Annotated in this window: 23 protein-coding genes and 2 pseudogenes; 3 read left to right on the top strand and 22 right to left on the bottom strand. The window is 56.6% G+C overall.

What is annotated here, in order from left to right; translation table 11 throughout:
• The first annotated feature begins 439 nt into the window (after nt 1-439).
• From KJA79_RS15845 to KJA79_RS15835, 3 genes are all read left to right on the top strand, one after another.
• Complete coding sequence (locus tag KJA79_RS15845; protein WP_213043037.1) at nt 440-1,723, top strand: 4Fe-4S binding protein; 1,284 nt, start codon at nt 440-442, stop codon at nt 1,721-1,723.
• A 57-nt stretch (nt 1,724-1,780) separates the two neighbouring features.
• A complete protein-coding gene (locus tag KJA79_RS15840; RefSeq protein WP_213043036.1) occupies nt 1,781-1,960 on the top strand; it encodes a DUF5989 family protein in 180 nt (59 codons plus the stop codon).
• A gap of 226 nt (nt 1,961-2,186) precedes the next feature.
• The gene (locus tag KJA79_RS15835; RefSeq protein WP_213043035.1) at nt 2,187-3,446 is read left to right on the top strand and encodes an SGNH/GDSL hydrolase family protein; all 1,260 of its coding nucleotides are present in this window, start codon (nt 2,187-2,189) and stop codon (nt 3,444-3,446) included.
• A gap of 105 nt (nt 3,447-3,551) precedes the next feature.
• On the opposite strand, the gene KJA79_RS15830 is transcribed toward KJA79_RS15835, so the two are convergent.
• The 22 genes and pseudogenes from KJA79_RS15830 to KJA79_RS15730 all read right to left on the bottom strand — a co-directional run bounded on the left by KJA79_RS15830 (nt 3,552) and on the right by KJA79_RS15730 (nt 22,743).
• Nucleotides 3,552-4,637, bottom strand: coding sequence for a DUF2252 family protein (locus KJA79_RS15830; protein ID WP_213043034.1), 1,086 nt, complete (start codon nt 4,635-4,637; stop codon nt 3,552-3,554).
• 273 nt (nt 4,638-4,910) lie between these two features.
• Entirely contained in the window at nt 4,911-6,581 is a 1,671-nt protein-coding gene (locus tag KJA79_RS15825) for a methyl-accepting chemotaxis protein (RefSeq protein WP_213043033.1), read from the bottom strand.
• Nucleotides 6,582-6,814: 233 nt separating this feature from the next.
• Nucleotides 6,815-7,411, bottom strand: a complete 597-nt coding sequence (locus KJA79_RS15820) for a CDP-alcohol phosphatidyltransferase family protein (RefSeq protein WP_343224267.1) — start codon at nt 7,409-7,411, stop codon at nt 6,815-6,817.
• A 216-nt stretch (nt 7,412-7,627) separates the two neighbouring features.
• Entirely contained in the window at nt 7,628-7,945 is a 318-nt protein-coding gene (locus KJA79_RS15815; protein WP_213043032.1) for a hypothetical protein, read from the bottom strand.
• 376 nt (nt 7,946-8,321) lie between these two features.
• Entirely contained in the window at nt 8,322-8,756 is a 435-nt protein-coding gene (locus KJA79_RS23430; protein ID WP_213043031.1) for a uracil-DNA glycosylase family protein, read from the bottom strand.
• Nucleotides 8,757-8,820: 64 nt separating this feature from the next.
• A pseudogene (locus KJA79_RS15805) lies at nt 8,821-9,069 on the bottom strand (hypothetical protein); the annotation flags it as partial.
• Nucleotides 8,967-9,191 (bottom strand): annotated as a pseudogene (locus KJA79_RS23425) (DUF4130 domain-containing protein); the annotation flags it as partial. The pseudogenes KJA79_RS15805 and KJA79_RS23425, both read right to left, overlap by 103 nt.
• Nucleotides 9,192-9,552: 361 nt before the next feature.
• Nucleotides 9,553-9,735 (bottom strand): hypothetical protein, encoded by a 183-nt coding sequence (locus KJA79_RS15800; RefSeq protein WP_213043029.1) that lies wholly within the window; start codon nt 9,733-9,735, stop codon nt 9,553-9,555.
• Nucleotides 9,736-9,760: 25 nt separating this feature from the next.
• Nucleotides 9,761-11,146: a GTPase HflX gene (hflX, locus tag KJA79_RS15795; protein WP_213043028.1), complete on the bottom strand. Its 1,386-nt coding sequence runs from the start codon at nt 11,144-11,146 to the stop codon at nt 9,761-9,763.
• 94 nt (nt 11,147-11,240) lie between these two features.
• Nucleotides 11,241-11,639, bottom strand: a complete 399-nt coding sequence (locus KJA79_RS15790; protein WP_013249143.1) for a YkvA family protein — start codon at nt 11,637-11,639, stop codon at nt 11,241-11,243.
• Nucleotides 11,640-11,922: 283 nt separating this feature from the next.
• Nucleotides 11,923-13,662 carry a restriction endonuclease subunit S gene (locus KJA79_RS15785; RefSeq protein WP_213043027.1) on the bottom strand — a complete coding sequence of 580 codons (1,740 nt, stop codon included), beginning with the start codon at nt 13,660-13,662 and terminating at the stop codon, nt 11,923-11,925.
• On the bottom strand, nt 13,659-14,768 hold the full coding sequence (locus KJA79_RS15780; protein ID WP_213043026.1) for a PDDEXK nuclease domain-containing protein: 1,110 nt from the start codon (nt 14,766-14,768) through the stop codon (nt 13,659-13,661). Before KJA79_RS15780 ends, KJA79_RS15785 begins: the two co-directional genes overlap by 4 nt.
• On the bottom strand, nt 14,765-16,219 hold the full coding sequence (locus KJA79_RS15775) for a type I restriction-modification system subunit M (protein WP_213043025.1): 1,455 nt from the start codon (nt 16,217-16,219) through the stop codon (nt 14,765-14,767). Before KJA79_RS15775 ends, KJA79_RS15780 begins: the two co-directional genes overlap by 4 nt.
• Nucleotides 16,220-16,223: 4 nt before the next feature.
• Nucleotides 16,224-17,087 (bottom strand): FRG domain-containing protein, encoded by an 864-nt coding sequence (locus KJA79_RS15770; protein WP_213043024.1) that lies wholly within the window; start codon nt 17,085-17,087, stop codon nt 16,224-16,226.
• A gap of 4 nt (nt 17,088-17,091) precedes the next feature.
• Nucleotides 17,092-19,560: an EcoAI/FtnUII family type I restriction enzme subunit R gene (gene hsdR / locus KJA79_RS15765; protein ID WP_213043023.1), complete on the bottom strand. Its 2,469-nt coding sequence runs from the start codon at nt 19,558-19,560 to the stop codon at nt 17,092-17,094.
• Nucleotides 19,561-19,680: 120 nt separating this feature from the next.
• Nucleotides 19,681-20,055 carry a hypothetical protein gene (locus tag KJA79_RS15760; protein WP_213043022.1) on the bottom strand — a complete coding sequence of 125 codons (375 nt, stop codon included), beginning with the start codon at nt 20,053-20,055 and terminating at the stop codon, nt 19,681-19,683.
• Between the two features lie 255 nt (nt 20,056-20,310).
• The gene (locus tag KJA79_RS15755; protein ID WP_213043021.1) at nt 20,311-20,652 is read right to left on the bottom strand and encodes a helix-turn-helix transcriptional regulator; all 342 of its coding nucleotides are present in this window, start codon (nt 20,650-20,652) and stop codon (nt 20,311-20,313) included.
• A gap of 13 nt (nt 20,653-20,665) precedes the next feature.
• Nucleotides 20,666-21,007, bottom strand: a complete 342-nt coding sequence (locus tag KJA79_RS15750; RefSeq protein ID WP_343224260.1) for a type II toxin-antitoxin system RelE/ParE family toxin — start codon at nt 21,005-21,007, stop codon at nt 20,666-20,668.
• Nucleotides 21,008-21,071: 64 nt separating this feature from the next.
• Nucleotides 21,072-21,215 carry a hypothetical protein gene (locus tag KJA79_RS15745; RefSeq protein WP_213043019.1) on the bottom strand — a complete coding sequence of 48 codons (144 nt, stop codon included), beginning with the start codon at nt 21,213-21,215 and terminating at the stop codon, nt 21,072-21,074.
• Between the two features lie 264 nt (nt 21,216-21,479).
• Nucleotides 21,480-21,878: a HEPN domain-containing protein gene (locus KJA79_RS15740; protein WP_213043018.1), complete on the bottom strand. Its 399-nt coding sequence runs from the start codon at nt 21,876-21,878 to the stop codon at nt 21,480-21,482.
• The gene (locus KJA79_RS15735; RefSeq protein ID WP_213043017.1) at nt 21,865-22,182 is read right to left on the bottom strand and encodes a nucleotidyltransferase domain-containing protein; all 318 of its coding nucleotides are present in this window, start codon (nt 22,180-22,182) and stop codon (nt 21,865-21,867) included. The genes KJA79_RS15740 and KJA79_RS15735 overlap by 14 nt, the downstream gene beginning before the upstream one ends.
• A gap of 111 nt (nt 22,183-22,293) precedes the next feature.
• Entirely contained in the window at nt 22,294-22,743 is a 450-nt protein-coding gene (locus tag KJA79_RS15730) for a hypothetical protein (protein WP_213043016.1), read from the bottom strand.
• Between the last annotated feature and the right edge of the window lie 773 nt (nt 22,744-23,516).

Raw genomic sequence — 23,516 nt, 5'->3', positions numbered from 1 at the left:
TTGTTAGTGCCGCCTCCTCGTTCACCGAACTGCTCGCGAGCCCACTTCGCGTCAACTACACCGAAGGATTCAATCTCCCCGGCATCGCTCGATAATTATCTACTCCCACTGGCTGGGGCGCGTGACAATTTTCACACACACCTGATTCAGCACTATATACCCGTACGGCCCGAGGGACTCCAGCCTTTCTCCAGCAGAATGGCTAGAATCGACCTGGAAGGTATAGCCTATCCGCGCATGGCGCCGATTGGAAGTCCGAATCTAGCGGTCTTTCAGCCCCGCATACCGAGCGAACGAGTTCTCCCACCGGCTATGCCTTTTGGGGTACTCCCTCAGCGGAATTGTCGAAGGTGCCTCTTTGCCCTATCCTTCCTAATGAAGAGTAAGTCGCAAGGCACCGTGAGTGTATCTCAGACCAATCGCTTTGAGGAGCATAGATATGAAGGTTGCCGCCGCTTCTCTACAGCCCCCGCCACTCCAGCTCATCACCATCGACCGTCGCAAAGAAGAGTCCCACGGTTCCTGTAAGGTTCACACTCCAGTACACGTCTCCCCCACCAAGCGGCATCAGTACCGCATGATCGCCTTGGCATCGGTACATGCCTATATCGCCTTTCACCTGATTTCCTGGCATGTCTTCGGTATCGAAATCTGGGGCAAGACCGCGATGATGGGGGTGCCTTCCCTCGCCAAAGGAACTATCAACGCCGCATCAATCATGGTCATCCTCATCTTAGGCTCAATCCTCATCTGGGGACGCGGATTCTGTGGTTGGGTCTGCCACATGCGCGGGGCGATTGAGTTCGCTGACTGGATTCTACGCAAACTCAAGGTGCGCCAATACTTGAAGCTGCGTGAAAAAAATGTACTGATCAACACCCCTCATCGCTGGCTCTTGAGGATAGGAGCTCTGTTTGTATTGCTCTTGCCGGTCATCATTCTTCTTCACAACGTAGGATTCACACCTAAGGTGAATGTGATGGCGCCGGTGCCAATTGCAGATTTACCTGGTTATGAAGGGAAAGCGTTTGCAAAAAACACCGCGTTCTTCAATTTTGACATCAATCCCACCTGGAACGACTATGTGCTCGCCTTTGGCTTGGCAGTGTTCATCCAATTCACGATGAGCATCGTGATGAATCTGCGCTACGGACAGGGTGCATTTTGCCGGATCTTGTGCCCCTACGCTCCGATGATGGTCCCGCTCATGAACATCTCCCCGGTGCAGGCCAAGATCACGCGTGTGGCCCAGTGTACAGGCTGCCGCGATTGCAGCAATGCCTGCCCGCAAGGCATCGACGTCAGTCGGGAGATCTTCCATTTCAATGGGAAAGTCACAAATACCGAATGTATCAAGTGCTATGCCTGCATCGATGCCTGCGATGACAATGTGCTCAAGGACACTGCTGCGCCAGGCGTTCCCCAAACCGCCCCCCTGAAACCCTATGAGAAACGGCCTTGGCAGGTGGAAACGATTCGCAAAGACGGCCTCCTGACAAACGCCAGACACATGCAAGTCTTCGAACCCCTTGGCCCTGTGGCTGATTTCACATCCATGATCGTCGCGCTGATTTGCGGCGGCATCACGTCACGGTTCGGCGGATTCTGGTTTTATCCAGGCGCCATCATTTCGTTCATCGTGTTTAGAGAATGCTGTAGGCATGCGAACGCCTGGTCGTCCGCCCGTCGGGAAAAGCATCCTGTTTCGCTCGTGCAGTCATAGACCATCACAAAGAGAACGTCAGCGTCACCAAGAACTGTTGTCACTATGGAGGGCTGAATGAATACCACAACAAAAGCGCACGATTACTATTGTTTGATCACAGAATGCTTGATGTATCTCAAGGAAAAGAAGTCGTATTGGTTGGCGCCGGTCATTTTTGTCCTCATGGCAATGAGTGCCCTTGCGTTCTTTCTCGAAGGCAGCGTTCTCGCTCCGGCTATCTATTCGGTCTTCTAAGCTCTGGAAGGCACGAGTCTCCCCAGGGGGGCCGGATTGCGCGCATACCAGCCGTGCCCCCCGAAACGAATCGTTTGCGCAGTACATATACAGTCGCACACGTGTAAAAGTGTGCTCTTTGCTTGGCAAGTCCGGCATCTTCGTCGATACTGTTCCAATGCATGAGTCTCCCGTAGCGTGACAGCACTTAGCCCGGACGCGTTCCCCAGCCGACCAGGACCCACGGATGCCACACCGACGAAGCATCGTCTCCACAACCCTCATCACAGTGGCGATCACCCTCGCAATCCTCCTTTCCCTCGAAGGCCTGTCGCGGATTCTGCTCACGGTGCGTGCAGATCTGTCGTCACAAGAGCCGGACTGGTATCAATACGCCTCCGACATCGGGTGGGAACGACGCCCCTACTTCAAAGGGCTAGTAGGCGGAGAGCGGCATAGTCACGATTCCTCTCGGTACCTGCGCCAGTTCGACGCGCAAGGATTTTTTTCCGAGGATACACAGCAGATCCACGATACAGCCCACAAACGCATCCTCGCGATAGGAGATTCCAATACCTTTGGCTGGGGCGTGCCGACCCGTAGTGCATTTCCGGAAGTCTTGGACGACCTGCGTGAGGACGCAGACGTGATCAACCTGGGAGTGAGTGGCTATACATCCTTCCAGGGGTATGAAACCCTGGCCAAATATTTCTCCACGGTTCAGCCTGATCTGGTTATTGCGTCGTTCAGCTTCAACGATAGGCGTGTTGTGCCCTCGGAAGAGGCCATCGACAGCCGGGAGAAGTTCAACCGAGAAGCGCTGTCGCATCAGTTCGACCTCGTTCGTGAAAAACTCTACCTGTTTCGAGTCGTACAGAGCCTGGTATCCATATTACGCCCGGATAAGCATCGCGCTGATTCTCTGGTCCAGGTCGATGCCCGCAACGCCAAGACACGTGTCTCACCGGAACAATACCGGCAAAACCTGGAGCGCATTGCACGGTTCTGTCGGGAGCGGCAGGTGCCGCTGGTCTTTGTCCTGTTCCAGGATAACCCCGCACATTCTGAACACTTGCGGGCCGGCATCACTCACATGAACAATGGGCAGTATGAGCAAGCGGAAGCGGAGTTGCGCGTTGCAGTCAATCTGGATAACTGGTTCTCAGAGTTGGGAAGGAAGTACCTGGCTCTCGTCTTGGACCATCGAGGGGCATCGGAGGAAGCGAAGTCGGTGGCGACCCTGACTCTGCCCGTCGGAAAACTCATGCACGGCGGCAGACCACTCCGCCTCGATAGCGAATACAACGAGATCGTGCGGATCGTCGGCCGGGAGCATGGCGCGACCATCGTCGAAGCCGGGCAGGCCTTCGCGCAAGATGCCAGCCTCTATCTGGATCTGGCCCATCCGGATGAACGAGGTCATCGCCTCGTTGCTACGATGTTGAATCACGCGCTCGACGGGCTCTTGCACAACCCGCAAGTCGCAGCTCAGCCACGTGCTGATTGAAAAACAGTCAGGCGACTCCGACTCACAGGCACACTCGTAGTTCTTCCTCTCCAGTTCATCCGTCCAGATGTCAGCGGCATTACGTTCTTCTACCCTCGCGATCCGTTACCCGATATGGTGCTCAGCCCAATCGCTCCAATCCACCAGCGTAACTTTCGTCATCGCCTTGGCCGCCTTCCGCAGCCAGCCGGACTTTCGTGCGGCCAGATCGCGCTGTACGGCCTTGATGCGAGGCTGGTCGCCGAGATGGACATTGGCCGTCTCCCACCCCATGGCATACAGCAGTTTTCCCTCATCTCGCTTTTTCGGCAACGCCGTCAATTCAATGCGCGAACAATAGGGCGACAGCCTCCGGAGCAGCCACGGGCCCTCCATGCGCACAAACGGATCGCGACAACGCACGGCATTCTCCAGCATCGATTGATACAGGATCGCGCCGTCGCCCTTCTGCCCTCTGGCCCAGAGACCGGCGGCGGCGATCAGACGCTTGGCCTCGCGCGCCACCTTTCCTCCCCGCCATTCCGCGAGCGCGACAAAGCGCAGACGCCCCAGGCTGCCCAGGCCCGATACTCGCCTCCGCAGACCGTACGACAAACCAGCCTCCGGCATCACCTGTTCAAGTGCATTCGTCACCTCGTGCGACACCCTGCCCTGCACCATCGGCAAAGCCGCCATTTTTTTCCAGAACTTCACCGGATCGCGGAGAGAGCTCGTGGCAATCTCGCGCAACCAGGGATGCTGCTCCGATAAGACAAACGGCCGTCCTCCCGCCCGCAGTCCTTCGAGGTAACCGGTCAACACCGCATCGCAGGCCTCGTCCAACTTGACGCCCAGATGCTCCGTCCGACCGGCGAGCTTGGCACTCACCACCAGGCGCACCAGGTCGCTGGTGTAGGGAAAGACACAGGCCTCGTCAAAATCATTGATGCCCCAGATCAAACGGCCCTCACTATCGCGCCAGGTGCCGAAATTCTCGACATGGAGATCCCCGACCGCCCGCAACGATGGAACCCCGGTGAGCTCGCCACAGACTTGCGGCCAGACCTCCATCCACCGGTAACAGGTGGCGCGGAGAAACGAGAAGGCGCTTTGCGTCATCATGGCATGCTTCAGGCGCAGATCGTCAGGCACAAACGGCGCCTGCCGCGCCGACCATCGCTCATAGGCCTGAGTTGCTTGGAGAATGTTCATCTGGGACATCAGCTGAGTCGCGCTAAGGTCTCACGTCTTCAGTCTGATCGCAAGACGAGAGTAGGAGAAAGGGTAGAGCTAGCGCCTCACGGGCACAGGGGAGTGTTCTTGGACCGGATTGACGGCATTCGTAGGCGAAATGCCCGACGTCTTCCGTTCAGAGGTTGCCTTCGTAGAACCATCACATCTATCAAGGAGACGACGTCTCCCCGTATTGTTGAACAATTGATTCGACCAGGCGACTCGGCTGCTGGACTCGCGCAGGCACTTCTTTTATGCCAGGAATCCACCTATTTTCGAGACATGAAATTTTCCGACTAGGCGCTGGAGGTCGATTGCCATCTCGCTCAGATTCTGACAGGCTTTCGCGGATTCATCGGCGCCGGCGGCCGACTCCTTCGTGACCTGCGCCACATTTTCGATATCCGCCGCAATCTGTTGAGTCGCCGTAGATTGCTCTTCCGAAGCGATGGCGATCTGCTGAATCATGTCCGCACTTTGCGAAACCATCCGGACAATTTGGGCCAGCGCCTCGCCAGTTCTATTCGCGAGTTCCATTCCCGCAGCCACCTTCCGAGTCCCATCTTGCATGGAATCGACCGCGCCGCGTGTGTCCTGCTGAATCTGTCGAATCATGTCGCTGATTTCTTTGGTCGCCTTCGTGGTCCGTTCCGCTAACTTGCGAACTTCGTCGGCCACGACCGCAAACCCACGGCCCTGTTCTCCTGCCCGCGCGGCTTCGATCGCGGCATTGAGGGCCAACAGATTCGTCTGGTCGGCAATATCCTCGATCGTGCGCACAATCATGCCAATCTGGTCGGAGGATTTCCCCAATTCAGTAATGATGGTCGATGAACTGGTGACCGCCGTTGCCAGGAGCTGCATACCGGAAATCGTACTGGACACGACCGCCCCGCCGTCCTGTGCGGTCTCGACAGTTTCGCGCGCCAAACAGGCCGCCTGCCCAGAATTCTGTGCCACCTGTCCCACCGTCGCATTCATCTGTTCAACCGCTGCAGCGGTGTGAGAAGCACGTGATGTGAGACGAGCCGTGCCTCCAGAAATTTGTACCGCGGTGGCTGAAAGTTCAACAGCCGCCGATGCTAACTGCTCGGTCACGACCGCCACCCGACCGATCATGCTTTCCAGGTTGTCCAGCAGTCCATTCGTCGCCTGGCTCAACCGGGCCACTTCATCCTCTCCCTGCACAGGAATTCGAACCCGGAGGTCGCCGGTGGAGATTGTTTGGAAGCAGGACTCGATCGTGGACAGGCGACTGGTGATGCGCCGGGCAACGACGAAGCCCACCACGGTAGCAGTGCACAAGATGGCGAGCGACACGAACGCGATGTTGTTGATACGAGATTGGACGATCGTCGTCGCCTGCGCTTCCTGCTGTAGTTGCCAGGGCATGGCAGCGGCCACCACTTCGTCGATCGCTTCACGGTGTTCACGATAATGCTGATTCAATTTCCCCGCGGCCAATGCACGAGCCTTGGTCATATCACCCGCAAGCACTGCGGGGACAAACTCCTGATCGCGCGTATCCAGAAACGCCACACCGGATCGGTACGATTTTTCCACCAGCGCGGTTTTCATCGGACCGGCCGCCAGCGTTCTGATCCAATAGCCATGCCGTTCGTCATATTCTTTTCGAAGTTGTTTACCGCGCGCCACCAGTTGTGTCAACGCCGTGCGATCCGACTCCTGGAGCATTTGCAACACCACCAGGTACGATTCCAAAAGGTACTGCGGCGGAGGAAGCACGTCGGCGACCAAGTCCTTCGTGTCAATGATGCCTTGATACACTGGGCCGGTGACCTTGACCTCGCTGATTGTGGCGTAGCCCGTCATCATCATTACCAACAAACCGACTAGCAACGGGCCTGCAATCAATGCGAGCTTGTATCGAATGGACAATTTGTCCATTAACGTGGTCATCATGAAATGCTCCTTATGCTCCGACAACTGACGTGCGGATTTGCCACCCGGGAGTGAGGCTAGTTAGAGATCTTTCTCGGTCATTTCGTATGGCAACTTGAAAAAAACGGGGCATGACGAGGAATTTAGAATCCCTGCCTAAATTCCTACAACATCGATGAGCCCTGTGAGCGCATGACCTTCCAGCACGCGCCTACAGAAACTCGCGTCGGTGCACGTCGTAGTGTTATACGCGACTACAGTTTAGGAATATGAAGCGTCTTGCTGATCATCAACGTACCGGAAAGAACGAACAACAGCGACAAGGCATGCAGGTCGCCTGGGCCGATGGTCCAGAGACCTCCGTAGAGGTGCTCGCCGAGCCGATCCTGCCATGCCGCCCAGGCCAACACGCCGGTCAGGAGGGCCGTGGTGGGTATGGGCGTGCCTTCAAAATAGGCCACCTTGTCATGGCCTGCCGAAAGGCGTTCGGCGGTCACGTTGTAGCGGGCCAGCCGGCTCACTCCACAGCAGACGAAGTATGTTAGCGCTATCCAATCCCACCCTCCTCGGAGGCCTGCGGCAAACGCAAGCGCGGCAGGTGCCACGCCGAAGGAGATGATGTCGGCCAAGGAATCCAGTTCCCGCCCCAGCACCGATTGCTGATGCCGCCACCGGGCGACGCGGCCGTCGAACCAATCAAACAGCAGCGCGGCCGGTGAGAATGCCGCGGCGGCGAAAAAGTGGGCCAGCGAACCGCTGCTCATGTACTGCATCGCAAAGAACACACCCGCGAGACCACAGGCGGCGTTGCCGAGCGTGAGCACATCGGCCAGATGGAACTCGCGCAACATCGAAAAATGTTTGGGTGGCAACACACTCACGGTAGGGAAACCCAAGCGGGATTCCGCTGCATGGTTAACTGGGAAACTTGCCCGGCCGGTTTTGATCATCGGCCACTCGACAGGAAAAATGATAGCAGATTCCTGATCATTGAGGAACGGGATTGCCGCTCTACCCATAAGCGGCAGGCCTGCAGACCTGCCGCCTCTGACCACCTGTTATGTCGGCTACTTCTCAATCCGCTGTAATGTGGTGACGTGGCCCTTATCGGTCACATAGGCTTTGACCCTATCACCCTCGACCACTTTATCGAGCTTGGTGCTCTTGTCCACATGCACCCGGACGAGTTCCCCATCCGCGTTCCTGATCTGGTAGAACTCCCCGTCCATCTTCATGAGCGTGCCTTTCACGGCATCCTTCGTAATCCTCTCGCCCAAGGTTGGCGTCGCTTCCCTGTCCTTCATGGGATCGGCCGCAAACGCGAAGCCTCCTCCACCAGTGATCAGCGCTGCAACGAGACACATTTGAAGAGTTCGCTTCATCATACAACCTCCCATTTCGTTAGCCGAATCGATCGAACCTGATTCGGGGTACCCTGCGTAGAGAGGCCGACACACTGGGGAAAGCCCCGGTCGCCGGGACCAATGGCACGAAATCAATGCGATGGGTGATGGAAGAAACCCGGCCTGCCTCACGCCACAGCGGTCTTTAGATCCTACACAAGCCGAGGAATAAGCGATCCTGGATGACGCGATCACGGGCACGAAGAATGCTGGAGGGATGGTAGATCAGTAGAATGCGGGACGAGAAGGGGCTGTTGAAAAAACCGCCCGGGCTGTTGTTCCACCGGCACCTGACCGCCGATGAGCGACTGCGCGGCGGTTCGGCCCAGGCACACGACGACCTCCGGCCGCACCGCTTTCAACTCCGCTGCCGGCGACGGCGGCCTTCCAGAACGAACCGGAAATGTTTCACCGCATTGGTCACATACAATTGTGAGCGATCGATCTCCGCCTGCGCCAGCGCCCGATTCAACACCTCACCAGCGGGGCCGACAAACGGTTCACCGGCCAATTTTTCCTGATCTCCTGATTGTTCTTCGACCAGCATGATGCGGGCGTTGGACGGACCACGTCCAAAGACGGTCTGCGTGGCGGACAGGTGCAGCTCGCACCCGGTGCAGGTCGCGGCAGCTTGCGCGAGCTCCGGCAAGGAGTCGCCCATCGGCAAGACGGCCATGTGCTGACGCGAGTCGATCACCTCGCCCACGCGCCCGCGCACCGCCTGCGTGAGTGGCGCAATCACGCGGGATTCCGGCAGACCCTTCCAAAATCGCCCCGGTAGCTGCGCTCGCATGGCCGTGGTTGATCCGAGCCGGGTTAAACGTCGCCGCGTAATAGGTTCGCCAAGCCGTCTCCAACGCATCGTCGCTCGGCGCCTCCCGCTGCGTCACTCCCGGGCCGAAGCTGATGGTCTCCCCATCCCAATGGGCCGACGCCTCCGGCGTGAGGATCGACCAGCGCAGAGAAGCAAACCGTTCCGCAAAAAAAACGGAGCCGCGAGCGGCAGGATGGGATGATCCGGCTGATGCCAGGCGATGTAGTGCTCCACCGATCCATCGACGACCTTGCGAAACCGCACATAGGCCTTCATGTGATAGACATCGCACTGAACCTGCTGTTGCATCGTCAGAAGGCGGCTGACCTCCGCATCAACTTCGACGCCAGCAACCGGGGTTGAGTGGTCGTCAGTCGCCACAAGACGGAGTATAGCAGCGCCACTTCGAGGCATCGCGATGGTACGCGACGATGTGAAGCAGCCGCCGAAAGTCCTGAGGAATAGACGGTGCACGAGATGAATGCCCTGGGCGAGGCTCTCGTGCTGGTTCCTCCTGATCAGTGATTCGCCATGGTGTGGGATCCTAAGAAGAAAAAGCTCCGTCCTCTTTCGAGGGCGGAGCTTCCGAATTCGCAATTTTTATATTATGCGTTCATAACGTTTCCGTCATGCGTGCCTAATATTTCCTTTGCAAATTCTTATGACTTCACAGTACCGCATGCCCATCAACAGGGGAGTTAGGCAAACCCCTAGAAATTGTCAGGTGTACTTTTCGTGAGCGAGAGAAGCACCGATGAGGGAGGCTAGGCTGGCATCAGCCGGCGTGATTGGTGTCAGACAGCTTTTTAACAAGCGCCGACATTTCTTCGAGCTTGCGCGTTCCGGCGGAGAGATCATTCTCTAACCGCTCGATCATGTCGAGGCAGGTCTTCACCGTCTCGACGAGTTGCGCCTGCGTCATGGTGGGCAGTTTGCCTTCCAGTTCCTGTCGTTTCATATGATTGATGCTCCTTGCCAAACCTTCATCGACCGAGCTTCTTTTTGATCGCCGTCAGATTCTCAGGAGTGGATCGCACCCGTATCGTCAGCCCCTCGGCATCATAGGCTTCGGACAAGACTCGCATCCGGGCGCGGATCTCCGCAACGACCTTTTGAGCGGTAAAAGGAATATGCAATTCCTCGTCGAGCATATCGCTCTCAAAGCACCCCATGATGCGCTCGCGGAGCGCCTGCAGATCGTCTTTGTTTCGCGTGGACAGCAGGACCGCGTCGGGATATTCCGCCTTCAGGGCCGCGAGTTCATCCGGCGCGAGGCGATCCCGTTTATTCAACACCAACAGGCTGGGAACATCCGTGGCGCCGACTTCGGCTAACACCTTCCGCGTGACATCGAGTTGGGAGCGAAAGGACGGATCTGAGGCATCGACGACAAAGAGCAGGAGCGAGGCACTGGCCGCTTCATCCAGGGTCGACTTGAACGACGCCACCAGATCATGCGGGAGCTTTTTGATGAATCCCACTGTATCGGACAGCAGCACTTTGGGACGCGTCTCAGGATACAAGGGCCGGATCGTGGTGTCGAGCGTGGCAAACAGCTTGTCGGCTACGAGCACCTCGATGCCCGTCATCGCACGCATGAGCGAGGACTTCCCGGCATTGGTGTACCCCACGAGCGCGACCGTTAATTCGTGTTCACGCCTCGCGCGGCGCGTCTGATGCTCGTCTCCGATTGCGGCCAATTCGGCCCGGAGTTCCTTCGTGCGATCGCGGATTCTGCGCTTATCGAGCTCAAGACTCGTCTCTCCGGCTCCTTTGCCACCGACTCCCCCGCCCTGCCGCTCGCTGCCGCCGCCGGTTTCACGCAACCGTGGCGCCAGATAATTGAGCCGCGCGATCTCCACCTGCAGCCTGGCCGCTCTGGTTCGCGCGTGCCGGCTGAAAATCTCGATGATGACCCCGGTACGATCGAGCACAGGAACCCCGGCGGCACGTTCAAGATTTTTCAATTGGGACGGCGACAGATCACAGTCCACGATGACGATCTGCGCCTGTTCGTCAGGGCCTGGGGAAGCCTCGATGGTGTCATCCGATTCGTCATCGTCTGATTCTTCCGTGACGTCCGAATCCGCCGCCTCGTGCTTCGACCCGGCTTTGTGCGCCGGCCGGCCAAAGGCCTCGATTTTTCCGGACCCACCGGTCCATCGTGCCAATTCGGAGAGCTTGCCTTCTCCCAGAACCGCCGCATAGCGATCGGAGCTCCGCTTTTGCGTCACACGGCCCACGACGCGGTACCCGAGGGTCGTCACCAGACGGGTGAGCTCTTGCAGCGAACTGTCTACTTCCTCCACCGTCACGCGGGGAGTGCGGATCGCCACAAGCACGGCATTCGATTGTGAGGGCTTCGACATCGCAGGCCTTTCCTTAACTACATCTTTGTGAGGGTGGCCATTGTAGCAGGGAATTTCGTTTCATAGCCTACTCGCGCCGCCAGACCTCTCCCGCTCACGTCCCCTGTTCCCAACTCTTAAAGTCCCTCAGTTCTTGAGCAATGCTGTTCAGCACCCAGGCAATCACCGCCGCATCATCCGCATAGCCGACCACAGGAATGAAGTCCGGGATCACATCAAGCGGGCTGATGAGGTACAGAATGGCCGCCACGATGGTCACAAGCTTGTGGACCGAGAGGCCTGTATAGGCCCCGCTCACGGACGCTTTCAGCAGCCGCACCAATAATTGAAGATCCTTCAGCAGCTTTCCACCGCGACCCTGCGCAATCGAGACTGCCGCGGCCAACAGGTAACGAAGCCGCTCCTTGTCTCTGAGATACTCCGCCGCCGTCTGTGTGAACCCTCGAAACATGGTCAACGCCTTCAGGAGCATTGCTGGAGTCATTCGTTTCATTCCATCCTCCCTGAGGGGTGAGCACTGCCCCGGCACACAATCACGATTGAGAATAACAGGCAGTCCGCGAAGGATCAATTTCGCCCGACGGCACAACACAGGATCGAACAATCAGCGGCGTGGTGAGGACGGAAAGTCAGCGGCCAGCGAGGCGTGAGACGGGGTGACTGACGGTGAACTAGCCGAGGGCACCGAGGTGTGGGGCTCACGGGAAGGATGGACTCCCGCCAGGCCAGACTGTTTGATTGCAAGACCTGGCCCTGAGTTTTGGGAGTCTCCTAAATCAAGCTGTCTGCTCGATCGCATAGTGCAGCACGGCTTCGAGGAGGCGGTGGCTGTCGGTGCGGGTGGTGGCGAGCTGCAATTCCAGCTTGTCGCAGAGGGCCATCAGTTCATCGACTTTGGCGACGATGCGATGTTGTTCTTCTATGGGTGAAAGAGGAATTGGCAACCGAAGTAACGTGCCTTGGTTTATTTTTGGCATCGTTGCTTGCGCACCGGTTGCATAGGTAAAAAAATAATCTCGAGCGGCAGGAGCTATCGCGCAAAGGTGGACGTAACGAAGACTGACTTTCTCTGAGAGCCGAACCTTCATCATCAAGTCCGGATAGAGGAATAGTCTTGGCTCACCTGTGTAATAGGCCGCAATGCCGACATACTCACGAGTATTTCCTCTTTGAAATAAGAGGTCGCCGGAACGTAGCCAAAATTCCGAATCGGGAGAGATGTTTGCCTCAACCTGTTTGAAGTGGTGCGGGTTAAAAATGCCGCTTGTTGTCGCCGTGAGAGTGATGGCTTTAGGTGCGTTTGGGCGCGTTGACGGCTTTGGCGAGATTCCATTCTGTGGTCCAAATACGATGATGCTGCGTAGGGATGTCCATTGCCATTTCGACGGTAGCTTGTATGGGAGATCTTCCTCTAACATCATCAAATCGCCGCCATCGTGTTTTAACACTCGTGCCTTTACGAGCTCTTCTTGCTCCGACTGAATGCGCTTGAGCAATTCAGACGCTGGCTCGTCGCAGGAATCTTGAGGCATGAGTTTCCCGCAGACGGCTAGGTTGAGGATGGTTCGGCGAAGTTGCTGGATGTGCTCGCGACTGGTGGTGAGGCGCGGGAGGTGGTGGAAGTAGAAGTGGGCTTGGTCTTGGAAGAGAGATGGATCATCGGAAGGCTGGTTCAGGCGATTTAGGCTAGCCGCCGCCAGCCGATCCCGCCGGTTCTCCCGCTCGGCCTGCGCTGCCTCTAATCTGTCGCACAGCGCCATCAATTCATCCACCTTGGCGACAATACGCTGCTGTTCGGCGAGGGGTGGGATGAGCATGGGGAAGAGGCGCAGGCGCTGCATACTGAGTCCCTCCCGCGATACGCCCACTTGAACGTCATCGATAACTTTCTGGAAGAGGGGTGATGTCAATGACAAGTGAATGAACTGGCGAATATCGGGAAGAAAAAGACGGATGATCGCGACATGCTGAGAAACGTTGCCTTCTACGAAAGTGCTGGAAACCAGGGCGCACCGTCCGATTGATGCACCTGTGATGTTGAGCAATATGTCATTGTGTTGGACGTGCGTTCCCGACATCCGTTCGTGAATTGAACGAGAGATGCGCGCGACATCGTTAAGTCGAAGGCCGTCATCATGAACGTTTTGAGACCGAAGTAAAGGAACTCCTTCACTCTGATAAACAGCCTTTCCGCCAAGTGGGGTGCTGCCTGCACCAAGTTTCCGTGCAAGCCAACCCATTCGCATGACTTCCCATCCCAATGGAATAGTAAAGGGAATTTCGTGCGCCTCAACTGGTTCAAAGGACTCCAGCTTCTTAAGCTCGCTAGTCTTCACCAACCTTGCCTTCTCATCTTGAATTCGCGTCAACAGTTCCGACGCCGGTTCATCCCTCGGATCTTGCTCGGCCAGCTTTCCTCGCACGGCTAGATCCAGAATAAACCGCCGTAAACGCGGTATGGCGTCTGGCGCTTCGCTGATGCAGTCAAAGTGATGGAGGAGTTGCTCCGGATTCACCGAGTGTCCTCTTCGTCGGCGGTCCACTCCAGGAGCCGTTGCCGCAGATCTTCTTTAGAAGGCAGGTACAGCTGGTATTCAGAGGCGAAGATGTTAGCGTTTTTCGGGAGGGTGATCTCGACGAGAGCGTCGTGCTTCTTTTTGCAGAGGATGATGCCAACGGTGGGGTGTTCGCCCGCCTGCTTTACGTGGCGATCGAAGTAGTTCACATACATCTGCATCTGACCGAGGTCTTGATGGGTAAGCTTGCCGATCTTGAGGTCCAGCAGGACATAACATCGCAGGAGGCGGTTATAGAAGACGAGGTCTACGAAAAAATGGTCTTCATCGAAGGTGAAGCGCTTCTGGCGAGCCTCGAAGAGAAATCCTTTGCCGAGTTCCAACAGGAAGTGCTGAAGTTTACCGATGATGGCGGATTCGAGGTCACTCTCGGAGTAGGCCGGTTTATCCTCCAGGCCGAGGAATTCCAGGATGTAGGGATCTTTGAGCATATCAGAGGGACTGGCGGCGATGTGGCCTTCCTCTGCGAGCCTCCGGACGCGTATCTTGTCACGGCTGAGGGCGAGGCGCTCGTAGAGGCTGGAGTTGACCTGGCGCTTGAGTTCCGGGACGGACCACCCGGATTGCGCGGATTCGATTTCGTAAAAACCGCGCTCCTCTTCGTTTCTGATGCTCAAGAGAACGACATAATGAGACCAACTGAGGGTGAAGGGTACGGGATATGTCCCAGACGGTGGTTGGGCCATCATGGAAGACGGTAATTTCGCAGAAGGCTTCTGCGAAATCTGCGGCAGGCGTTCCTTCCAGACGAGGAAAAACTTCCGCATGTATTCAAGATTGCGCTCGGAGAATCCGCGACCGAACTCCGCGGTGAGGTTGACGGCCAGGTGTTTGAGCGTCTCTTTGCCGTAGGCCGCGCGGTCATGCCCCTGCTGCTCATGTTCGACAATGAGGCGGCCGATTCCGAAGTTGGTGAGGACTTGCAGAGTGTTCATGTTCACAGCAGCGGTCCGGCGAGCCGACTGAACGAGGGCGCGGACCTGTTCGATAAGCGGGCCGAGGCTGCGACCCGGAGCAAGACGTTTCTTCGTCGTGGCCTTCTTCATCGCAGCAGCGCCTTCTCCAGAATGGCCTTGAGCTGGTCACGCAGGTTGGCTGCTTCCTTCTCGGCCGCGACGAGTTGTTGCAACAGTTCCTCGGGGTCGCCATGGTCATCGGTGACTTGATGGGGGTTCTTGAAGTCGAGGTTGTAGCCACGGGCTTTCACTTCATCGGCCGTGACCTTCCACGCGACTTCCGTTTCCTTTCGCCCCTTGCGTTTGGCCCCACCCCACCAGTCGATGCAGGGCTTCAGATGCTCGAAGCGAATGGGCTTCGTCATCGAATAGGCCTTCTGTCCTTCGGGAACACGATGCTCATAGAACCAGATGTCTTTGGTCGGTTCGCCCTTCTCGAAGAACAGCAGATTCGTGCCGATGCTGGCGTAGGGTTTGAACACGCTATTGGGCAGGCGGACGATCGTATGGAGCTTGCACTCCTCCATGAGATGTTCCTTGAGCCTGGTCTTGACGCCTTCACCGAACAGCGTGCCGTCCGGCAAGACGACAGCGGCTCGGCCGCCCGGCCTGAGCAGGCGTACGATGAGGGCCAGGAAGAGATCCGCCGTCTCGCGCGTCTGGAAGTGCTTGGGAAAGTTGCTCTCGATGCCGTCCTCTTCCTTGCCGCCGAAGGGCGGGTTGGTTAAGACGATGTCCACCCGGTCCGCCTGACCGTAACTGATATAGGGCCTGGCCAGGGTGTTGTCATGACGGACGAAGGAAGGATCTTCGATGCCGTGCAGCAGCATGTTCGTGACGCAGAGCATGTGCGGGAGCTGCTTTTTCTCACAGGCCCGCAAGCCCTGCTGCATCTTCTGTTCATCCGCCGGTTTCTTCACGTAGTGCTCGCGCATATGGCGGATGGAACAGGTGAGGAAGCCGCCGGTGCCGCAGGCCGGATCCAACAGAATCTCGCCCGGCTGCGGATCGATGCGATCAGCCATGAAGGCGGTGACGGCGCGGGGCGTGTAGTACTCGCCCGCATTGCCGGCGCTCTGAAGGTCGGCCAGGATCTGCTCGTAGATGTCGCCGAAGTGCTGGCGCTCCGTGAGATTGTTGAAGTCGATGCCGTTGATCTTGTTGATCACCTGCCGCATAAGCTGGCCGGACTTCATGTAGTTGTAGGCGTCTTCGAAGACATCCCGCACGACGCGGCGGCGGCCGTCCTTGGCCGTGCCGGACAATTCCTTGAGCGCGGGAAAGAGCTGGTCATTCACAAAGGTCATCAGCTCTTCGCCGGTCATCCCTTCCGGATCGGCGGCCCAGGTGCGCCACTGGAATGGTTTCGGAATGGGCGAGCGATAGCCCTTCTGCATCGCTTCGAGTTCCAGGTCCTGGTCGTCGATGATCTTCAGAAAGAACATCCAGCAGAGCTGGGAAATGCGCTGGGCATCGCCATCCACGCCGCTGTCCTGGCGCATGATGTCTTGAATGGATTTGACGGTGTTGCGAACGGACATAAGTCTATTCCCGCAAATAGCTGATGGACTGTTTTACCGCAGAAACAACTTTGTGAAATGGGTCACCTTGAGGGGAAGGATACAGCGCCTTCTTGGTTACCATCGGGAATGCGTCATCCTTCCAGAAGGTTTTTGGCTCAAAACGAAACTTGGCAACTAACCGCCGACCAAAATCAATTTCGTACTGGAAGTATTGTTGCACCCGGCCGAAGTCTGACATTTCAGGGTATTCGCCAAGCAGGTAACCTTCCTGAAGATGTGGACGAATTGCTTTGGGCGGACACACGCTGGATAGCCGCACAATTTGCAGGCCGGCTTCGGCACTAGCCGTTATTGCTCCGCTTAAGTTTGGAACGCCAAGAACAAATAGAAATGCCTCACCTTTATGATCGATGGATGCAAATGAGGCGGCAACGCGGAGAGATGCAGTTATGTCCAACAGCGGCGTTCGGCAGACTTCATAATGTTGTAGGATCGCCCATCGCAAAATATGCTGGCGTTGTAACCGTTCAGCGCCGAGAAAACCTGCCTGTTGATATCTACATGCCAGATCATCTTCTGCATCCCTTAATGCTTCGAAACGTTGAATAAGGGTATTCGAATTCGGGTTCCCCTTCTTGAGGGGTCTGAATAGTGTAGGTTTTAGTGTGCTGTTGCCTTTCTTGTTTCGATAATCCGCTGATTGGCCCCCGAACAGAAGGACGTGATCGCGATTTCTGAACTGCAATTCGGCTACTTTAGAAGCCAATTCCAAGAACGAATTTACTGTGTGCCCAGCTCCTTTCCGAATCTTGGAAATTCGTGCTGTTGTTGCTTCAGATTTCCCATCAATAAATGACCATAATTCCTGCGTTCCAATCGTTTCCATACCTCTAGGCGGCTCCCTGATAAAGGACGGATTGGAGTTCGTGTACGGCTCGCTCGAACCCAGGCCGCCCGCCGAAGGTTTTCAGTAATTCCAACGGTGTTCCCATGGCATCGAGTGGAGGCACTCGCAGGATCTGCGGATCGTCGAGGTTCGTGACACCTTCGTCCTGGTATTTTTGCAGCAGCGCTTCCAATACCGCACGGGCCTGTTTGCCGTACTTGGTGAAGACATCTCGTTTGCGGACCTGCTCCACCCGTTCGCGCCTGGTGAGCGGCGGTTGGTCGAAGGCCACGTGGCAGATGAGATCGAAGGGATCGAGATCCTGGCCCACCTCGTCGGCCAGCGGTTCGAGCAGAATGCCCTCGCTTTCCAGTTCTTCGATGATGGCCTGCTTGCGTTCGGCACTGTTCCAGCGTTTGAGAAAGGCATCCAGACTGGCGTACTGCTTGCGGAGCGTCTGTTTCGAGTAGTCGCGCAGCGTTTCCGTGACGAGCTTGCCGTATTCATCCAGATATTCGACACGCTCGGCAATGACGCTGGCCTCATGGCCGTGAATGTAATACTTGCGTGGTTGACTGTCATCGGGTGGAATCGTGATATCCGGCGGAGTCGGATCAACGAGAATCCGTTCGTCCTCGCTTGGCTTCGGCGGAATGGGCCCCTCCCCATCGACAATCGGAGGCACATCATCCGGCGGGGCAACCGGATCGTTCTCCCCCGGCTCATAGATCTGCACCGGCTCGCCGTCGAAGTCGGGGTCGGCAAAGTGGTTCGTGGCCTTCCGGAAATCGATCAAGGTGAAATAGTACTTCTTGGTGTCTTCATGGACGCGGGTGCCCCGACCCACGATCTGCTTGAACTCCGTCATCGATCCGACCTCGCGGTCCAGCACGATCAGGCGACAAGTCTGGGCATCCACCCCTGTAGAGAGCAGCCGTGAGGTGGTGACGATGACGGGGTATGTAGCCTCCGGATCGATGAAGTTGCCGAGCTGTGCCGTGCCTGCGTCGTCGTCGCCGGTAATGCGCATGACGTAACGTTCATTGCGCTGGACCAGATCCTGGTTTTCGTTGATCAGTGCCTGGCGCATGCGGGCTGCATGTTCGACATCCACACAGAACACGATGGTCTTCTGGAAGCGGTCGCCGCTTTCCTTCAGGAACTCGCTGACTTTACGGGCGACGCGCTGGGTGCGCCTATCAATCACCAGGTTGCGGTCGTAGTCCTTCTGGTTGTAGATACGATCTTCGATCTCCTGCCCATACTTATCGGTTTCTCCCGGCGCGGGACGATAGCCTTCCACGTCCACATCCAGGTGAACCTTAACCACTTTGTACGGAGCCAGAAACCCGTCTCCAATTCCCTCCTTGAGCGAATAGGTATAGACGGGCTTGCCGAAGTAGTGGATGTTCGAGACGTACTCCGTTTCTTTCGGCGTGGCCGTGAGACCGATCTGAGTAGCGCTGGAAAAGTAATCGAGGATCTCGCGCCAGGCGGAATCCTCTGCTGCGCTCCCCCGGTGGCACTCGTCGATCACGATGAGGTCGAAGAAGTCCGGTGAGAGTTCCCTGAAGAGTTTCTGCCGTTCCTCCGGTCCGGTGATGGCCTGATAGAGGCCAAGATACATCTCGTAGGAGGTGTCGATGCGCCGATGCTTCTTGTCCATGGCGGTCGGCAGATCGATTTCGGTGCCATCCTCGCGCTCGATGGTCTTGGAACTCGTGCTGAGCTTGGCCATCGTTTTTCCAAAGGGCCGGAAGTCGTTGACCATGGTTTGATCGATCAGGACATTGCGATCGGCGAGGTAGAGAATGCGTTTCTTCCGTTTGGCTTTCCACAGGCGCCAGATGATCTGAAAGGCGGTGTAAGTCTTGCCGGTTCCGGTAGCCATCACCAGGAGCAAACGATTCTGCCCTTTGGCAATTGCCTCGATAGTCTTGTTAATGGCAATACGCTGGTAATAACGCGGTTCCTTACCGCTCGCGTCGTCATGGTAGTTTTGAAGAACGATCTCTTCCTGAGCCGGCGCAAGGCCTTTCCAAGCACGATACTTTTGCCAGAGGGCATCAGGTGTGGGAAACGCCTTCAAGGAGAGTTCGACTTCTCGTTTCTCGCACTGGCCTGTTCGATCATGGAAGACAAAGGCGTCACCGTTCGATGAAAAGACAAAGGGAATATCCAACGTCGCTGCATACTCCAGCCCCTGCTGCATACCACCGCCGACTGGATAGCTGTTGTCCTTCGCCTCGATGAGGGCGATGGGGATGTTCAGCTTGTAGTAGAGGATGTAGTCGGCGAACTTGGCCTTGCCACGGGTCACGAGCTTCCCGCGAACGATGATTCGCCCTTTCGTGAAATAGACCTGCTCTCGGATTTGCGACAGGAGATCCCACCCGGCTTCCTGCAAAGCGGGCGTGATGAATTTCGTGCAGATATCGCGTTCGCTGAGGGATGTCTTATCGAGTGGTGGCATTTGGTTGCCGCGCAGAATACCCGTTTCCTACTTTTTATTCACCCGCGTTTTTACGTGAAAAACCAGCAGGCTTTTGCCTAGGGGCCTGGGGGATTGTCGCTCTCACTCCCCCGCTCCCCCTTACCGCTTCGGTCTCGCCCCGCCACCCAACGGCGCAAACGGCACAGTGGGATTGAACTCATTGATGGGGTTCAGCGAATTCTCCGGGCGGTACCGATTGATGGGGTTGAACGGATTGTTCGGATTGAATTGGTTGATGGGATTGGCGGGGTTGCCGGGATCGAATTGGTTGATCGGATTAAACGGGTTTGCCGGATCGTAGGCATTGATGGAATTAAGCGGGTTGCCGGGCTGGTACTGGTTGAGGGGATTGAAGATGTTAAAGTCACGCTGGTACTTCTCATCGAACCCCTGCTCCGCCCGGCCATTCCCCATCGACGCCAGCCAGAGTAGTCCGCCGAGGATTGCGACAATCCGCACCTGAGCCTGTCGCATGGCCGCCTCCCTTGTGCCGGTTTCCATCCTGTCGGACAGCCTACACCATGACCGTGACATCCGGGGTCACAATGGGACGTGAGATGTGAAACGTGAGACGTAAAAGGCTACAGATACAGTTCGGACTGGGAGCGGAGGGATCTGGACGTGTTGAGGATTGTGTAATGAGTCGCAGCTGATGATCCTCCAGCGCAGTGATGCTCGATACCTTCCTCAGAACCTTGCTCCAACAGGGCGACCCGTCGGAACAAAGCATTACGCTGCCCGCCCCTTCTTACTGCGCCCTTCGCCCCGAATAGTGTTGGCCAGATCGCTGGAGCTCGCCCCGAGAAGCAGGAGTGAACTGACCAGGAGATCCATGGACACGGACGGATCGCCCGCTTCCATTTTAGCCACGCGCGATTGGCTGGATCGGAGGCGTTCAGCGAGCTGGACCTGTGACAAGCCCTGTTTATTTCGTCGGTCCCGCAGGCTCCGGCTGAGGGCCAGCTTCATGTCGATGAGCGCCGCATCCGCGTCTGACAGGTCCAGGAACTCTTTCACCGACCCGATGGTCCATCCGGCCGCTTCCAGCTTGGCTCGTTTGGCGTTCTTCATCGTGGTGTCCCTCCTACGATCCCATCATTCGGTCATACTCTTGAAGTCGTCGTCGGCAGGTTTCAATGACCGATTGAGGTGTCTGTTGAGTCTTCTTCTTAAACACATCGAGAATGACGACAGCATCAGCATCTGCTCTGTATATAATACGAAACGTGCCGCCCTCATCGGTGATCCGTAACTCATGGCATCCTGTTCCAATGACAGGGATGGGCCGTGAATGCGGAAGTCCAAGGGATTCGCCCTCCTGCAATAACCTCAACAGATATCCCGCTTCAAGTCGCGCAGCTTGGGAAAAAGGCGGCGTCTTGACTTCGCTCCGAATCCAGATAAGAGGTTTGTCCATCCTGCCCATCAGTCAGACACCGACGATTCGTTCGGCGACAGGATCATATGTCATATCTGACATATAGTCAAGACTAGTACTGATTGAGGGGATTGAAGATGTTAAAGTCGTGCCGGTACTTCTCATCGAACCCTTGCTCCACCTGGCTGGTCTCGATCGACGCCAGCCAGAGCAGTCCTCCGAGGATTGCGACAATCCGCACCTGTACCTGTCGCATCGTCGCCTCCCTTGTGCCGGTTTCCATCCTGTCGGACAGCCTACACCATGACCGTGACATCCGGGGTCACAATGGGGTGTGAGATGTGAAACGTGAGAGATAAAAGGGTACAGGCACTATTCGGATCGGAGGCAGGGGAATCTAGAAGTAATGCGTCGTGAGTTGGGATAGCAAAAGCTGGCTGTAGATTAGCCGTGAGAGGGCAATGATCTTTCAGTCATCGGACGGGAAAATGGGGAACTGGCTCGGAACCTTCGCAGACATTCATCGGTTTCTCGGCAGGAGCAGGAGAATTTTTGTACGCACGCGATGGGCGGCGGCCACCACGTCGCGACCATCCGCTTCTTCTGGCTCAAACAGGTCATCCGGATACCGTGCCGCGACACCGTAAGAGGTCAATTTCCGGCAGTCAGACTCCAATACCGCTAGCCCTTCATCACACGCGACGCACTGAGCAAGCAGGGCAACCAAATCGTGAGTCTTCGAGAGATCGTATCCATGATGGACCAGAAACGCCTTCAATACTTTCTCAGCTACTTGCTGTGCGTGAAAGCAGACCGTGTCCCAGGGAATGTCCTTGGCAACGAGGTTATTCTCGATGTTTAGCAAATCATGTTCGGCCTTGCGCAGCCAGGCTTCGAAGTTGGACTCAGCTCTGTTCATACAGAACCTTGCCCTCCTTCTCAATGACCGACAGCAGCGTTCCCTTCACGTGGCGTAAGCGCCGCACTTCTTCCGGCGTGTACACCACGATATCCATCGGCCATGCACGTAACCCGAAGGCCTCGCTTACTTCGATCGCCCGGTCAGGAGGCCGACGAGGCGTCTCCATCTCAATAAAGAGATCCAAGTCGCTCTCCGGGCCAGCCTCCCCTCGCGCATGGCTACCGAACACCATGATGCGCTTCGGGTGAAAGCGATTGATGATAGTCTGAGTCACATGGGTCAGTAATGAAGCCTGTGTCATAGAAGCAATCTCCGTGAGGCGCGTGGTGTGCTGGCCGGACCACGGGCAATGCGGCCGCAGAATACCCGTTTCCCCTCAAGAAATCACCACCTGGGGTGGCTCTCTCATTCTTCATAAGCAGCCTCGTTTCGCCCCTGTTGGCCACCTCAGCCAGCCACCCGAAGCTTTCCACTCCCTCGCTCCCCCCTTACCGCTTCCGTCCCCCCCTCCCCCCAACGGCGCAAACGGCACGGTCGGGTTGAACTCACTGATGGGGTTCAGCGGATTCTCCGGGCGGTACCGATTGATGGGGTTGAACGGATTGTTCGGATTGAATTGGTTGATGGGATTGGCGGGGTTGTCGGGATCGTACTGGTTGATCGGGTTGAATGGGTTTGCCGGATCGTAGGCATTGATAGGGTTGAGCGGATTTGCAGGCTGGTACTGATTGAGGGGATTAAAAATATTAAAGTCGCGCTGGTACTTCTCGTCGGACCCTGACTCCGCCCCGCTGGTCTCGATCGACACCAGCCAGAGTAGTCCGCCGAGGATTGCGACAATCCGCACCTGTACCTGTCGCATCGTCGCCTCCCTTGTGCCGGTTTCCATCCTGTCGGACAGCCTACACCATGACCGTGACATCCGGGGTCACAGCGGGCGTGAGACGTAAATGGTGAACCGCACAACCTCACCGGGATTGTTCAGACCGAACAAGCTATCAAAACAGGAATGACGGCCGTCTCCCATCATAGCTCCGGAAGAATGATTCAGCACTGATACAATCACCCCTCTTCATGGACGAGCCCTCGACGCGGCATCTCTTTCCCGCCCGCAAGAATCGTCCGACGTGCAGCGTCTGTCAAACAAATCTTCCTATTTTCGCATTCACGAATCTACGTAGTTATGTCACAACCGCTCGCCGCACAAACAGCCTGCCTCAGTGGCTCGCGGTACGATCGTACTGCGACAGCTCAAAACACTATCCCAAAGGAGACCTCATGGCTCAAGATATAGAACGCGTGAGACGGATTAAGGCAGCCGCTGAAGATGATCTCCTGAGCAGGCCCGGCGTAACCGGTGTGGATGTCGGGTACAAGTTCGTGAATGGCCGGAAAACCGATGAGATCGTCATTCGTATTCATGTGGCAGAAAAAAAGGACGTTCCTCAGGATCAGAAGATCCCCGATACCATTCAGGGCGTGAAGACGGATGTCATCCAGAAGCAGTTTCGACCGGCAGGAGATCGTGGCTACTACAACACCATACTCGGTGGAATCGATATAGGGCCTCTACGTGCCGTGGACTTGCAGTCCATTGCCGGCACCCTGGGCGCCATTGTCATCGACAATAGTACC

This window comes from Nitrospira defluvii, assembly GCF_905220995.1.
Taxonomy (GTDB): domain Bacteria; phylum Nitrospirota; class Nitrospiria; order Nitrospirales; family Nitrospiraceae; genus Nitrospira_A; species Nitrospira_A defluvii_C.
Note: the sequence above shows the minus strand (reverse complement) of the source record. Positions and strands in the feature narration are given on the sequence as shown.

What these genes read in the sequence shown, in the direction of transcription:
- KJA79_RS15845 (WP_213043037.1), top strand. Translation starts at nt 440, where the DNA reads ATGAAGGTTGCCGCCGCTTCTCTACAGCCCCCGCCACTCCAGCTCATC.
- KJA79_RS15840 (WP_213043036.1), top strand. Translation starts at nt 1,781, where the DNA reads ATGAATACCACAACAAAAGCGCACGATTACTATTGTTTGATCACAGAA.
- KJA79_RS15835 (WP_213043035.1), top strand. Translation starts at nt 2,187, where the DNA reads ATGCCACACCGACGAAGCATCGTCTCCACAACCCTCATCACAGTGGCG.
- KJA79_RS15830 (WP_213043034.1), bottom strand. Translation starts at nt 4,637, where the DNA reads ATGAACATTCTCCAAGCAACTCAGGCCTATGAGCGATGGTCGGCGCGG.
- KJA79_RS15825 (WP_213043033.1), bottom strand. Translation starts at nt 6,581, where the DNA reads ATGATGACCACGTTAATGGACAAATTGTCCATTCGATACAAGCTCGCA.
- KJA79_RS15820 (WP_343224267.1), bottom strand. Translation starts at nt 7,411, where the DNA reads ATGTTGCGCGAGTTCCATCTGGCCGATGTGCTCACGCTCGGCAACGCC.
- KJA79_RS15815 (WP_213043032.1), bottom strand. Translation starts at nt 7,945, where the DNA reads ATGATGAAGCGAACTCTTCAAATGTGTCTCGTTGCAGCGCTGATCACT.
- KJA79_RS23430 (WP_213043031.1), bottom strand. Translation starts at nt 8,756, where the DNA reads ATGCGAGCGCAGCTACCGGGGCGATTTTGGAAGGGTCTGCCGGAATCC.
- KJA79_RS15800 (WP_213043029.1), bottom strand. Translation starts at nt 9,735, where the DNA reads ATGAAACGACAGGAACTGGAAGGCAAACTGCCCACCATGACGCAGGCG.
- hflX (WP_213043028.1), bottom strand. Translation starts at nt 11,146, where the DNA reads ATGTCGAAGCCCTCACAATCGAATGCCGTGCTTGTGGCGATCCGCACT.
- KJA79_RS15790 (WP_013249143.1), bottom strand. Translation starts at nt 11,639, where the DNA reads ATGAAACGAATGACTCCAGCAATGCTCCTGAAGGCGTTGACCATGTTT.
- KJA79_RS15780 (WP_213043026.1), bottom strand. Translation starts at nt 14,768, where the DNA reads ATGAAGAAGGCCACGACGAAGAAACGTCTTGCTCCGGGTCGCAGCCTC.
- KJA79_RS15775 (WP_213043025.1), bottom strand. Translation starts at nt 16,219, where the DNA reads ATGTCCGTTCGCAACACCGTCAAATCCATTCAAGACATCATGCGCCAG.
- KJA79_RS15770 (WP_213043024.1), bottom strand. Translation starts at nt 17,087, where the DNA reads ATGGAAACGATTGGAACGCAGGAATTATGGTCATTTATTGATGGGAAA.
- hsdR (WP_213043023.1), bottom strand. Translation starts at nt 19,560, where the DNA reads ATGCCACCACTCGATAAGACATCCCTCAGCGAACGCGATATCTGCACG.
- KJA79_RS15760 (WP_213043022.1), bottom strand. Translation starts at nt 20,055, where the DNA reads ATGCGACAGGCTCAGGTGCGGATTGTCGCAATCCTCGGCGGACTACTC.
- KJA79_RS15755 (WP_213043021.1), bottom strand. Translation starts at nt 20,652, where the DNA reads ATGAAGAACGCCAAACGAGCCAAGCTGGAAGCGGCCGGATGGACCATC.
- KJA79_RS15750 (WP_343224260.1), bottom strand. Translation starts at nt 21,007, where the DNA reads ATGGGCAGGATGGACAAACCTCTTATCTGGATTCGGAGCGAAGTCAAG.
- KJA79_RS15745 (WP_213043019.1), bottom strand. Translation starts at nt 21,215, where the DNA reads ATGCGACAGGTACAGGTGCGGATTGTCGCAATCCTCGGAGGACTGCTC.
- KJA79_RS15740 (WP_213043018.1), bottom strand. Translation starts at nt 21,878, where the DNA reads ATGAACAGAGCTGAGTCCAACTTCGAAGCCTGGCTGCGCAAGGCCGAA.
- KJA79_RS15735 (WP_213043017.1), bottom strand. Translation starts at nt 22,182, where the DNA reads ATGACACAGGCTTCATTACTGACCCATGTGACTCAGACTATCATCAAT.
- KJA79_RS15730 (WP_213043016.1), bottom strand. Translation starts at nt 22,743, where the DNA reads ATGCGACAGGTACAGGTGCGGATTGTCGCAATCCTCGGCGGACTACTC.